The following is a 13605-nucleotide window of genomic DNA, read 5'->3' on the forward strand; positions in this document are numbered from 1 at the left end:
AATATATCATTTCAAATTGAATATTTCAATTCGGATTGAAAAATACCGGCGTGTTTCATTGAATATGTGGCACCCACATGCCGTACAGTGGAAGCGTGAACAGGCGGGGTTCCAATGATGTGAACCCTCACAACCCCCGCGGGACCACGAAGGAGGCATCATGCCAGCACGCAGGAAGGTCGGCGTGTCGGACGTCGCGAAACGGGCGGGCGTCTCCATCGGCACCGTCTCCAACTACCTCAACTACCCCGAACGCGTCTCCGACACGCTCAAGGCCAAGATCGGCGCCGCCATCGCCGAACTCGGCTACGTGCCGCGCCGTTCCGCCCCCGCGCCGGGACCCTCCGCCAAAGGCACGCCGGTCATCGGCTACGTGATGACCGACATCGAACATTCGCTGTTCACCTCGGTCTTCGAAGGCGTACAGGAGGTGTGCGAGGAGAACGGCATGCAGGTGATCGCGCTCAACGCCTCGTCCGACCTCGAACGCCAGCACGCGCTGGTCGACCTCCTCATCGGCATGAAGGTCACCGGCATCCTGCTGAGCACCGTGCAGGACTCCGCGCAGGACGTGGCCGCCGCGCGCGCGGCCGGCATCCCCGTCATCGTCGTCGACCATTCCCATCCGCACGGCTGCGAGCCCGCGTGCGCGATCCTCGAGAACAACCTGTCCGTCGGCCGCATCGCCGCCGAGGAGCTCATCCGCACCGGCTGCCGCCGCATCGCGTTCGCGGCGCACTCGTTCGACTACGAGCAGGTGCAGGACCGTCAGCTCGGCGTGCAGAAGGCGGTGATGGCCGCGGGCGGCGACGTGACGTTCACGCTCATCGATTCGGGCGGACTCATGGTCGAGGACGGCTACCAGCTGGGACTCGCGCTGTCCGGGAAGCCTCAGGACGCGCCCGACGGCATCGTCGCCGTGGCGGACGCGGTCGCCGTCGGCATCATCGTCGGATTGGAGGAGCGCGGCGTGCTGCGCGTGCCGGACGACATCGCCGTCATCGGCTCGGAAGGAGCGCACCTGCCGGCCGTCAGCCCGATGCCGCTGACCGTGGTGCAGGCGCCCGGCGTCGACATGGGCCGGAAGGCGATGCTGCAGATGCTCGACTACCTCGAGGACCCCATCACCCACGTCCACGGCACGATGCTGCTCGAACCGACGCTCGTGCGCAGGGAATCCACGCGCAGAACCCCGGACGGCGCGACGACGGACTGACCCGGCACGGCCGATACGGGCGGATACGGCAAGGGGCGGGACGCCATCGGCATCCCGCCCCGGTCATGCGCGATACGCGCGAACCGGCGGACCGGACTCAGCGCTGGAACACGTCCGGGTGCTTCGGGTCGCCGGGGATGTCCTCGAGCAGGCCTTCGAGGCCGAGGAACTCGCGCCAGAAGTCGAGCGGCTGGCCGTACGGGTTGGATTCGCGGCCATGCGCCTGGATGTTCGCCTTCGCCTCGAACACGTCCTCCTCAGTGAGCCCGTCGAAGTAGCTTTCGAGACGGATGCGGTTGGACGGCACATAGTACAGGGAGGCGATGATCTCGGTGAGACGCTCCGCGCGTTCGATCGGCAGCGAATCCCAATGACGGAACTCGATGAAGTTCTTGAGGCGCACGTCGTTGAAGTGCGTGGAGATGATGTGGTTGATCTCGTACGCGTTGAGCTCGCGGTCCGGGTACACGTCGCCCGCGTTCTCGCGGAAGGCGGCGCGGTGCAGCTCCTTGCGGCTCAGACCGGATTCGACCGCCTCGGGCGTGTGCGTGAGGTCGGCGAACATGAGCGGCGTGGACAGCACGTCGACCGCGTAGTCCTCCCACGTGAACCGCTGGTCGTACAGGCCGGGGATCACGTTGGTGCGCTGGAAGTCGAGATAATCCCACATGCGCTGGCGCAGCAGCGGGTACGGGTTGACGCGCCCCTCGAAGTATGGGGTGTTGCGGAAGAACCAGGCGAGGATCGGGCCGATGGCGGTGCCGACGCGCATCTTGTCGATGGCGTCCTGCTCGTCGACGAAATCGATGCTCACCTGCGTGGAGGCGGAGCAGCGCATCATGCACGGGCCGAACTGGCCGACGCGGCCGAGATAGTCGGTCATCGCGTCATAACGGTCCTTCGGGTTGACGGGCACGTCCGCGTAGCTCGACTTCGGCTGGTAGCCGTAGTTGACGAGGCGGAAGCCCAGCTCGTCGAGGATCGGGTCGGCCTCGCGGCGGAACTGGCCGTACAGCTGGTTGAGGTCGGACGGCTGATGCAGGATTCCGATCGAGGTCTCGACCTGGCCGCCCGGTTCGAGCGAGACGGAGACGCCCTTGCGGCCGAGGCCCACCAGATGCCCGTTCTCCCAGTACTCCTTGCTTTCGTCGTAGTACGGGGCGAGACGTTTGAGCAGCGCCTCGATGCCGTTCGGCTCGTAGTAGCTCACGGCGGTGTCGTCGGCGTTGTGCACCGGCAGGTGCTCGATCTCGACGCCGAATCCGCCGGTGCCGCGCTTGGAGCGTCCGGCCTCGAAGAACTTCAGGAGGCTCTCGACATGCTTCGGGTTCGGCTTGGCGAGCAGATGCGCATAGCTGATTCTGGGAGTGACCATAAGCGGTATGGTAGGCGAGCGTGTCTACACGCCCCGCCGCGCGCCCGCGAATCGGCTATATGAAAAACCGATAGCGGGCGCGCTGCCCCGTCAGTCGGCGGTGGTGAAGCCCTGCGGCTCGTCGTCGCCGAACTTCGCCTTGTGCGCCTTCTTGGCGGCGGCGATCATCAGCTTGATGCGGTTGAGCTGGTTCGCCTCGGAGGCGCCCGGATCGTAGTCGATGGAGACGATGTTGGCCTCCGGGTGCAGGCGGCGGATCTTGCCGAACATGCCGCGGCCGGTCACGTGGTTCGGCAGGCAGGCGAACGGCTGCGCGCAGATCACGTTCGGGCATCCCTGTTCGATGAGCTCGAGGATCTCGGCGGTCAGCAGCCAGCCTTCGCCGGCCTGCACGCCGATCGACGTGACCTCGGCGGCCTTCTCGACGAGCTCGGGCATCGGGTCGTCCTGCTTGAACTTGCCGTGCGAGCCGGCGATCGCCGCCTTGATCGGCGCGTTGTAGCGGTCGAGGCCCCAGCGCATGAGCGCGTACAGGGTCTTGTTGCCGCCGGTGCCGAGATGCTTCTCGTTCCAGTCGGTGATGTACGGACGGGTCGTCATGAACTCCATGATGCCGGGCACCACGGCCTCGCAGTCCTGCGATTCGATGACGTCGACCACGTGGTTGTTCGCGTCCGGCTGGTACTTGACGAGGATCTCGCCGACCACGCCGACGCGCACCTTGCACGGCTCGTCCTTCAACGGCAGCGCGTCGAACGACTTGACGATCTCCTTGGCGAGGCGGCCGTACGGCAGGTAGCCCTTCTTCAGCCACGGGGTCTTCGCGGCCGTCTTCGAGAAGCCGTGGTGCTCGATCGTCTCGCGCACGATCGTGTCCCACTGCTCGTAGAGGCGGTTCGCCGAGCCCTTCTCCACCTCGTACGGGCGCACGCGGTACAGGCACTTCATGAGCAGGTCGCCGAGGATCAGCGCCTTGACGGCGCGGTGCAGCAGCGCCGGCGTCGCCTTGAAGCCCGGATTGTCCTCCAACCCTTGCGTCGAGATGGCGATGACCGGGATCTGCGGGTAGCCGGCGTCGACCAGCGCCTTGCGGATCAGACCGAAGTAGTTGGTCGCGCGGCACATGCCGCCGGTCTGCGTAATCGCGAGCGCCACGTGGTCCGGATCGTACTTGCCTTCGATGATCGCGTCGATGAGCTGGCCGATGACCATGATCGCCGGATAGCAGGCGTCGTTGTTCACGTATTTGAGTCCGGTCTCCACGTCGCCGCGGGAGGCGTGCTTCAGGATGTCGAACTTGTAGCCGCCGGAGCGGATGACCGCCTCGACGAGGGACATGTGGATCGGGCTCATCTGCGGGGCGACGATCGTGTAGTCCTTCTTCATGTTCTTGAGGAACTTCTCGCGGTGCGCGTAGCGCGACATCGTCGCGTTGTTGTGTCCGGACTTCCTCGCGGCCTCGCCGTCCGCGCCGGCGACGGCGTTCGCCGTGGTGCCGTCGCCGAGCGCGGCGAGACGCGCGTTCTCGACGTCGCGCCGCGCGGCGCGCTTCGACGCCTTGCGCATCGCCTCGGTGAGCTTCGGATTGGCGGCCATCGTCGTGTCGAGCAGAATCTGGCGGCCCGCGGTCGGCGCCTTCGTGCCGGTCCTGCGGAATCCGGTGGACTTCGGAGCGTTCGCCGGGACGTCCGCGCCGGCGGCGCCGGCGGCGCCGGACGCCTTCACCTTCGCCTCGGCGGCGTCGACGGCGGCCTGCGCCGCGGCGAGCGCCGCCTTCGCGGCCGCGAGATCCGCCTCGGCCTTCTCCCGCGCCTTGCGGGAGGCGGTGTCCGTGGCGGCGTCGACGGGACGGTCGTGCTTGTCGACGACGCCGGACGCGGCGGCGAGGCGGCGCTTGTTCGCCTCACGCTCCTCGACGGCGGCCTTGAGCGAGCGCAGACGGATCTTCGCCGCGCCCAGGTTGGAGACCTCGTCGATCTTGAGCAGCGTGTACACGTCGGCCTTGTCGGCGAGGATCTCGGCGACCTGATCGGTGGTGATCGCGTCGAGGCCGCAGCCGAACGAGTTGAGCTGGACGAGTTCGAGGCCCGGATAGGAGGCGACGAAGTGGGCCGCCGCGTACAGGCGGGAATGGTAGGCCCACTGGTTGGTGACGCGCAGCGGCATGCGCTTGACGGTGAGCTTGCGGTCGCCGACGTGCCGGAACCCGTTCGCGTTCTTCTTGCGCGGATCCTCCTCGCCCTTGGCGAGGAATTCGGTGAGGTTGAGCTTCTCCCCCGGCTGCAGTTCGCAGATCGAATCTTCGGAGAGCACGACCATGCCGAGCGAGCAGATCGTCTCGGGGATGCCGTGGTTGATCTCCGGGTCGATGTGGTAGGGGCGTCCGGCGAGCACGATGCCGCGGCAGTCATGCTCCTTCATGTACGCCAGGGCCTTCAGTCCCTCCTGCTGCACGTCGTGCTTGAAGACCTTGTCCTCCGCGTAAGCGGCCTTGACGGCGGTCTCGGCCTCCTCGCGCGTCACGTTCGCCCACGCGAACTCCTCGACGATGCGGTCGACCATGAGCTCGTGGTTGGCGAGGTTGAAGTACGGGTGCATGTAGCGCACGCCCTCGGCGCGCAGTTCGGGCATGTTCGCGCCGACGACGAGCGGGTAGTTGGCGACGACCGGGCAGTTGTAGTGGTTGTCCGTGTTGGGCACGAGATTGTCCTCGTAGCTCACGCACGGGTAGAAGATCGTCTTGACGCCCTTGTTGAGCAGCCACTTGATGTGGCCGTGCACGAGCTTGGCCGGGTAGCAGATGTTCTCGGAGGCGATCGATTCGATGCCGGTCTCGAACAGTTCGTGGGAGCTGCGGCCGGAGATCATCACCTTGAAGCCGAGCGAGGTGAGCAGCGTGAACCAGAACGGATAGTTCTCGTACATGTTGAGCGCGCGCGGGATGCCGATCTCGCCGCGCGTGGCCTTCTTGTCGGTCAGGCGGCGGTAGGCGAAGCAGCGCTTGTACTTGTAGTCGTACAGGTTCGGACGGTCGGAGCGCTTCTTCTTCGCGTCGCCGCCGCGTTCGCAGCGGTTGCCGGTCACGAAGCGCGATCCGTCGGAGAACGTGGTGATGGTGAGCTTGCAGTGGTTCTGGCACAGCTTGCACACGTCGCGTTCGGTGGTCATCGACATGTCGTCGAGCGCGTCGCCGGTGAGGATCGACGACTTCGTGTGCTCGGACGCGCCGTTGTCGAACTCGTCCTCGTAGTGCATGCGCGCGGTGAGGGCCGCGCCGAACGCGCCCATGAGGCCGGCGATGTTCGGGCGCGTCACCTCGCGTTCGGTGAGCAGTTCGAACGCGCGCAGCACGGCGTCGTTGAGGAACGTGCCGCCCTGCACGACGACCGTGTCGCCGAGTTCGCCGGAGTCGCGCAGCTTGATGACCTTGTACAGGGCGTTGCGCACGACCGAATAGCACAGGCCGGCGGCGATGTCCTCGATGGACGCGCCCTCCTTCTGCGCCTGCTTGACGGACGAGTTCATGAACACGGTGCAGCGCGAGCCGAGGTCCACCGGATGCGTGGAGGCGAGCGCCTTCTGCGTGAACTCCTGGATCGTCAGTCCCATCGACATGGCGAAGGTCTGCAGGAACGAGCCGCAGCCGGACGAGCAGGCCTCGTTGACGGCGATCGAGTCGATGACGCCGTCGGTGATGGCCAGGTACTTCATGTCCTGGCCGCCGATGTCGATGACGGCGGTGACGCCGGGGCTGACCATCTCGGCGCCGCGGTAGTGGGCCATCGTCTCGACGACGCCCTCATCGAGGTGCAGGCCGGTGGTGATGAGGCCCTCGCCGTAGCCGGTGGCGCAGGAGCGCGCGATCCACGCCTCGGGCGGCAGTTCGGACTGGATCTTCTTGACGATGTTGATGGCGGCGGTCAGCGGGCTGCCCTCGTTGTTCGCATAGGAGGACCACACGATCTCGCGGTCGTCGTTGACGAGCGTCGCCTTGATGGTGGTGGAGCCCGCGTCGATGCCGAGGAAGTGCGGGCCGTGCGCGCCCTCCAGCGTGCCGATGTGCACGTGTTCGCGGTGATGGCGCCTGTCGAACGCCTCGCGGTCCGCCTCGGTGGGGAACAGCGGCGGCATGGTGGGCGTGTTGCTGGGCAGGTTCTTGAGCTCGTCGAGACGCTTCAGGATCTCGTCGCAGGTGTGCGCCTCGAAATGGTGGCCTTCGTCGTCGACGTCCATGTCCGCCTGGAGCGCGGAGCCGTAGGCGACGTACAGGTGGGCGTCGGTGGGGACGATGAACTCGTCGACCTTGCCGTCGAGCGCGCGCTGGAACGCGGCGCGCAGCTCGCTCATGAAGAACAGCGGGCCGCCGAGGAAGATGACGGTGCCATGGATCGGGCGGCCGGAGGCGAGGCCGGCGATGGTCTGCGTGGCCACGGCGGTGAAGATCGAGGCGGCGAGATCCGGCTTGGCGGCGCCGTCGTTGATGAGCGGCTGCAGGTCGGTCTTGGCGAACACGCCGCAGCGGGACGCGATCGGGTACAGGTTCTCGTAGTTTTTCGCCATCTCGTTGAGGCCGGCCGCGTCGGTGTCGAGCAAGGTGGCCATCTGGTCGATGAACGCGCCGGTGCCGCCCGCGCACGAGCCGTTCATGCGCTGTTCGGGCGTGGGCTTGAGGTACGTGATCTTGGCGTCCTCGCCGCCGAGCTCGATGATGACGTCCGCCTGCGGGTACTCCTTGTCGATCGCCTCGGTCTCGGCGATGACCTCCTGGACGAACGGCACGTGCAGGTTGTCGGCGAGCGCGAGGCCGCCGGAGCCGGTGATGGCGAGGCGGATCGGCTCGTCGCCGCGGCCGAGCTTGTCGAGTTCGGCGTGGATGTCGACGAGGAGTCCGGCGACGGTGGCGCGCACGTTGGCGTGATGACGGCGGTAGTCGGAGAACAGCGTGTTCTTCAGGGAGTCGGACTGGTCGAGCACCACCGCCTTGACGGTGGTGGAGCCGATGTCCAAACCCACGCGCAACGGCTTCGTATCGTGGTTGTTCGCCACGGTATGTGCTTCGTTCACCATGTAAACCTCTTCAACCGATTTCCGGGACGCGTCTTGCGAGTCGCAAGCAAATCGCGTATGGCCCGGCCACTCAAAACCCATACTCTAGTCCGAAGCCCTGCCCAAGGGAGGCGGGTCACGCGGGGCACGGGCGTGATTCATCTAACAGGAAAAGCCGTAAACGCAACGCCTCCGCGTGTCCTGTCGGAATACCACGACGATTCCCTCCCCATCCCGTGAAGGAATCCCCTCTCCCACTCACCCGCTCGCCCCACCCATAGGGGCCGCCCTTCCCATGGTGCGGCAACACACTTTCTCCACAACCCCGGAATCAAGCCGTTTTGGGCCACCGCACCATGGGAGTTTTACCGCACCATGGGATGGAGGGGAGGACGGGGAAGGGGAAGGGAGGAGCGCCGTGTCAGGAGGCCTGGGCGCCTTCGCCGGCTTCGCGGTCCTTGAGGTAGATTTCGGGGATGTCGCGCTCCTGGTCGTGGAGCTTGCCCCAGATGACGGGGCGGCCCTGCGCGAGGGATCGGGGCACGTCGATGATGCGCTGGTTCTTGGAACCGCGGAACTGCAAGAGCGAGTCCTTCTGGGTCTTCAAGTACCGGCCGTCGACGAGGATGTCGATGAGCCCCAGGAGCTCGCGTTTGTCAGGGGTCTCGCCGGGGCGTGCGAGCTCCTCCCACGTGTAGCCGGTCCAGCACCAGATGTCCTTGGCGTGGCCGAATTCCGCGCGGATGCGGTGCGCGAGCGGCAGCAGGACGGGGGTGTTGAGGAACGGTTCGCCGCCGAGGAACGTGATGCCCTGCACCCATGGGGCCTTGAGGTCGTCGATGATTCGGTCTTCGAGCTTCTGCGTGTACTCATGGCCGGCCTGGAAATCCCAGATGGACGAGTTGAAGCAGTCGACGCAGTGGAACGGGCAGCCGGAGACGTACAGCGAGTTGCGCACGCCTTCGCCGTCGGTGACGACGAAGGTCTTGTAGTCGGCGATCATGCGATGGGACATGCGCCGGCCGTCCCACTGTCCGGCGCGCGGATCGTTGGCGAGTCCGTTCGACGGTACGGAGGGGCCGCGCCCGGTCTCCCCCGCCGCGAAGTCGCGACGGATCATTCTTCCGTCCTCAACCATGATCCACACTCCTCACTTACGTGCATGCTCCCGCTGGCGGGAGCTGTCCGTCGCAGACGAATCAGATGCCCCACACCGTGATGCGCTCCCGCTGGCGGGAGCTGTCCGTCGCAGACGGATCAGATGCTCCACACCGTGATGCGCTCCCGCTGGCGGGAGCTGTCCGTCGCAGACGGATCAGATGCTCCACACCGTGATGCGCTCCCGCTGGCGGGAGCTGTCCGTCGCAGACGGACTGAGGGTGGTCGCGACGTTGCACGAACCACCCTCAGTCTCACTTCGTTCGACGGCTCCCGCCGGCGGGAGCGAAACCAATGGCCGTCATCCNCCGCGTCCCGCCGATGGCGGGAACAGGATAATCGGCTACTTGGCTTCCTCGAACCATTCGCGGGTGGAGCCGTCGCCGAGGGTGACGTGGCCGGTCTCGCCGCTCATGTGCTTGACGCGGTGGGAGATCTCCTCGTGGCGGCCGTGCACCATCGGGCGCTGCACCGGGTTGCCGAGGTAGCCGCAGGTGCGCTTGGTCACATTGCACTTGTCGGGGTCGGAGTTGCCGCACTCGGGGCACTTGAAGCCCTCGTCGGTGGGCTCGAAGTCGCCCTGGAAGCCGCACACGAAGCAGTGGTCGATCGGCGTGTTGGTGCCGAGGTAGCCGATGCCCACGTTGTACGCGTAGTCCCACACGGCTTCGAGCGCCTTCGGGTTGTCCTGCAGGCACGGGTACTCGCAGTAGTTGATGAAGCCGCCGGACGCGTAGTACGGGAAGTCCTTCTCGTAGTTGAGCTTCTCCATCGGGGTGGGCTGGAGCCACACCGGGTAGTGGAAGGAGTTGGTGTAGAAGTCGTGGTCGGTCACGCCGTCGACGCGGCCGAACTTCTCGCGGTCCATGCGGTTGAAGCGGTCGGTGAGGGATTCGGCCGGCGTGGAGTACACGGAGTAGTGGTAGCCCTCCGCCTTGCTCCACTGCTTGCACAGTTCGCTCATGCGCTTGACGATGGACAGCGCGAACTCCTTGCCTTCCGGATCCCAGCCGTGGTCGCGGATCCAGTTCTTGCCGTAGAACACGGCGGTGGTCTCCGCGAGGCCGATGTAGCCGAGGGACACGGTGGCGCGCTCGTTCTTGAACAGGGCGTCGACGCTGTCGTTGGCGCCGAGGCGGCCGAAGGCGCCAAAGCGGAACAGGGTGGGCGCGTTCACCGGGGTGGCCTGCTTGCAGCGCATGATGCGGAACTGGAGGGCCTGGTGGGCGATCTCCATGCGCTCCTCGAACAGCTTCCAGAAGCGGGCCTTGTCGCCGTGGGATTCGAGGGCGATGCGCGGCACGTTCACGGAGACGACGCCGAGGTTCATGCGGCCGTCCTCCTCGTCCTTGCCGGTCTCCGGGTTGATCCAGCCCTGCAGGAAGGAGCGGCAGCCCATCGGCGCCTTGAAGGAGCCGGTGATCTTGACGATGTTGTCGTAGAACACGACGTCCGGGTACATGCGCTTGGTGGCGGATTCGAGGGCCAGCTGCTTGAGGTCGTAGTTCGGGTCGCCCGGGTCGGCGTTCACGCCGTGGCGCACGGTGAACACGAGCTTCGGGAAGATGGCGGTGTGGTGTTCGCGGCCGAGGCCGCGGATGCGGTTGAGCAGGATGGCGCGCTGGATCTCGCGGGAGAACCAGTCGGTGCCGAGGCCGAAGCCGACGGTGACGAACGGGGTCTGGCCATTGGAGACGCGGTTGGAGTTGATCTGGTACTCCATGGTCTGCATGGCGTCGTAGATGGCCTTGCGGGTGCGGATCTTGGCGAGGATCTCGCGCTCCTGCTCGATCTCGTCGACGTCGTCGTGGAACGGGGTGTCCATCGGCAGCGGTTCGCGGCCCTTCTCGAAGTGGAGCTTGGACGGCTCGTTGGCCTTCGCGTTGGCGACCTGGCGGCGCGCGAACTCGATCGGCATGTCGTCCGGGATCATCTCGCGGGCCTCTTCGAGGAACTTCTCGTAGTCGAGCTTCGCGTAGCGGGCGAGGTGCTCGTCGGCGCGGTTGGCGGTCTGGCCGCCGTACTGGCTGGAGGCCACGTCCTTCATGATCTGGGTGATCTGGGTGGCTGCGATGGCGATGGACTTCGGGGAGGCCATCGGCGCGTTGCCGAGGGTGAAGCCGTTGGCGAGCATGTCCCAGAAGTTGGGCAGCGAGCAGTTGGACTGCGCGGTGAACGGCGAGTAGTCGGCGTCGTGGAAGTGGATGTCGCCCTTCATGTGTGCGTTGGACACGGCCGGCGGCAGCATGTTGAACGCGGCGGCCTTGGAGACGGCGCCAGCCAGCAGGTCGCGCTGGGTGGCGTAGACGTTGGCGTCCTTGTTGGCGTTCTCGTGGATGAGGGTCGGGTCCTGGTTGATGAAGCGGGACACGGCCTCGTTCACGTCGGTGGCCTTCGCGCGCTCGATGTCCTTGTCGAGGCGGTAGGTGGTGTAGGCGCGGGCCACGTCGTACAGGTGCGCATCGATGAGCGCGTGCTCGACGAGGTTCTGGATGTCCTCGATCTTGGCGGGGCCGGCGTAGCGCTCCTTGATCTCGCCTTCGACCTGGTTGGCGAAGCCGCGGATGAGCTTCTCCTCCTCCGGGCCGACCTGCTTGTCGAGGTCGCCGAACGCGGCCTTGACGGCGGAGATGATGTTGATCGGGTCGAAGTCGACGACGCGTCCGTCACGCTTCTCGACCTGGACCGGACGGCCGGCGGCCTTGACGGTGGTGGTCGTCGGACTGATCGTTGCTGTCTCCATCTCGCATCTCCATCCCGGCCCCGAAAGGCCTTGTCGTACAACTTCTCCCGATCGTCGGGGAGCCGCTCGGCGCGTTCCCGTTTTTCGGGCCTCAGATACTGTACGGCATCCCCACCCCTATATCTAGTCGCGGCACGCCGCCCAAACACTAGTGGTAGTGGTTTTTCGGCGGAATACCGCGGAATCACATCTGTGTGATTAACGTAACAATCCCATACGCCGCGTGTCGCGACGGCGTCCGGAGCGGCCGGAAGGCACCTTGGGCACGGCTCCGCCCAAGCGGGCCGGGAAGCATGTTGCCAACCCGCCCGGACAATGGAGCCGCGGGGGGCGGTCAGTCCAGATTGGACTGCGTGCCGGCCGTGTCGGCCGTGGCGGCCTGCGCGTTCTGCGCGGCGTCGAGGCGGGCGCGCACGTCGTTCAGCAGGCTCTGCGCCCGCTGGGCGAGCGCCTCGCCGATCTCCCACTGACGCATCGACTGGTCGAGGTTGAGGCCGCCGGCCTCCAGCGCCTGCACGGCCTGGATGAGCTTGTCGCGAGCCTCCTCGTAGGGCATCCGCGCGATGGCGGCGCGTTCCTTGTCGGTGAGCGTCGAGGCGGGGGCCGCGGCGGCCTCCCCCGCCTTCGCGGCCGTGTTCTGCGCGGTCGCGTTGTCGGTCTCCACGGTCTCGGCCGCGGTCTGTTCCGTCGTGTTCTTGTCGGTCATGTCCGTTCCTTTTCGTTCGTGTCGTATCGTTTCGTTCGTTCAGCGCCACGCGCCGGCACGTACCGGCAGCGCCTGACCCGGTGCGTCCGCCCACGCGCCGGGTCAGTCGGCCTTGGCGGTGACGACGCCCCTGCGCAGCGTCAGGGTGAGCTCGTCGCCGGCGTGGACGTTCGCGGCGTCGTCGAGTACGTGCCCGTCGGCGGTCTGCACGACGGCGTACCCGCGGTTCAGCGTGGACTGGGGGCTCAGCGCGGTGAGCGAGGCGTGCGCCTTCTCGATGGTGAGCGAGGCGTCGTCGACGATGCGCCGCAGGCCGATGTCGAGCCGGCCGCGCGCGTCGTCGAGGAACCGCTGGTGCGGCTCGAGCATGGTGAGCGGCCGGGTGAGGCTCGGCCGGTTCGCATAGCCTTCGACGAGCCGGATCTCGCCCTCGACGCGCGAGGAGATGCGCATGCGCATCCGCGCCACCGCGTTGTCGACGAGCTGCCACTGCTCGCGCACGTCCGGCACGACCTTCTTCGCCGCGTCGGTGGGCGTGGAGGCTCGCAGGTCGGCGGCCAGGTCGATGAGCGTCCAGTCGTCCTCGTGGCCGATGGCGGAGACGATCGGCGTCCGGCATGCGGCCGTGGCCCGCACCACGCCTTCGTCGGAGAATCCGATGAGGTCCTCGAACGCGCCGCCGCCGCGCGCCACGATGATCACGTCCACCTCCGGGTCGGCATCGAGACGCCTGATCGCCTCGATGATGTCGGGCGGGCATTGCGCGCCCTGCACGTGCGCGTGCACGATCTTGAAGCGCACGACCGGCCACCTGAGGTTCACGTTGGTGACCACGTCGCCTTCGGCGCGCGCCTGCGGGGCGCAGATCAGGCCGATGCACTTGGGGAACTCGGGCAGCGGCACCTTGTTCTCCGCGTCGAACAGGCCTTCGCCCTTGAGCTTCCTGCGCAGCTCGTCGATCTGCTCCTTGAGCCCGCCTGCGCCGATCTTGCGAATCTCGTCGCCGATGAAGCTCAATCGGGTCTGCTTGACCCAGATGTCGGCCCGGCCGTGGATGACGACCCGGTCGCCCTGGCGGAACTGTGCGGCGGCGGCGGCGAACGCGCGCCAGCCGGAGACGGAGATCGCGATGTCCTCGAAGTCGTCGCGCACCGTGAGATAGGCGGATCCGGCGCGGCGCGTGTTGANCTCGAGCGAGGGGTGTTCGATGTCGCTGATGTGGTCGGGGGAGATGTTGAGGAACGCGCCGACGTCGAAGGTGAGTCCGTGGACGCGGTTCACCTTGTACGCCTGGGAGCTGACCTCCATGACGAGGTATTTCATGCCGTTGTCGACGGCCTCGCGCATCATGCGGAACGCGT

The 13605-nt window shown here is 66.4% G+C and carries 5 protein-coding genes and 3 pseudogenes; 1 reads left to right on the top strand and 7 read right to left on the bottom strand.

Translation table 11 applies throughout. The features are described 5' to 3' along the window. Positions 1 to 160: 160 nt before the first annotated feature. Positions 161 to 1216, top strand: a complete 1056-nt coding sequence (locus Uis4E_RS06800) for a LacI family DNA-binding transcriptional regulator (protein WP_101622446.1) — start codon at positions 161 to 163, stop codon at positions 1214 to 1216. A 97-nt stretch (positions 1217 to 1313) separates the two neighbouring features. Here Uis4E_RS06800 and Uis4E_RS06805 read toward each other — a convergent pair whose 3' ends face one another. The 7 genes and pseudogenes from Uis4E_RS06805 to xseA all read right to left on the bottom strand — a co-directional run. Continuing rightward, positions 1314 to 2591, bottom strand: a complete 1278-nt coding sequence (locus Uis4E_RS06805; RefSeq protein WP_101622447.1) for a glutamate-cysteine ligase family protein — start codon at positions 2589 to 2591, stop codon at positions 1314 to 1316. Between the two features lie 90 nt (positions 2592 to 2681). After that, positions 2682 to 4259 (bottom strand): annotated as a pseudogene (locus Uis4E_RS12430) (activase); the annotation flags it as partial. Between the two features lie 219 nt (positions 4260 to 4478). Beyond that, a pseudogene (locus Uis4E_RS12435) lies at positions 4479 to 7658 on the bottom strand (acyl-CoA dehydratase activase-related protein); the annotation flags it as partial. Between the two features lie 400 nt (positions 7659 to 8058). Next, positions 8059 to 8775 carry an anaerobic ribonucleoside-triphosphate reductase activating protein gene (gene nrdG / locus Uis4E_RS06815; protein WP_101622449.1) on the bottom strand — a complete coding sequence of 239 codons (717 nt, stop codon included), beginning with the start codon at positions 8773 to 8775 and terminating at the stop codon, positions 8059 to 8061. Positions 8776 to 9138: 363 nt separating this feature from the next. Then, entirely contained in the window at positions 9139 to 11538 is a 2400-nt protein-coding gene (gene nrdD, locus Uis4E_RS06820; RefSeq protein ID WP_243394407.1) for an anaerobic ribonucleoside-triphosphate reductase, read from the bottom strand. A gap of 334 nt (positions 11539 to 11872) precedes the next feature. Beyond that, on the bottom strand, positions 11873 to 12244 hold the full coding sequence (locus Uis4E_RS12210) for an exodeoxyribonuclease VII small subunit (RefSeq protein ID WP_101622450.1): 372 nt from the start codon (positions 12242 to 12244) through the stop codon (positions 11873 to 11875). Positions 12245 to 12355: 111 nt separating this feature from the next. Then, positions 12356 to 13605: pseudogene (gene xseA / locus Uis4E_RS06830) on the bottom strand (exodeoxyribonuclease VII large subunit); the annotation flags it as partial.

The organism is Bifidobacterium parmae (genome assembly GCF_002860365.1).
GTDB lineage: Bacteria > Actinomycetota > Actinomycetes > Actinomycetales > Bifidobacteriaceae > Bifidobacterium > Bifidobacterium parmae.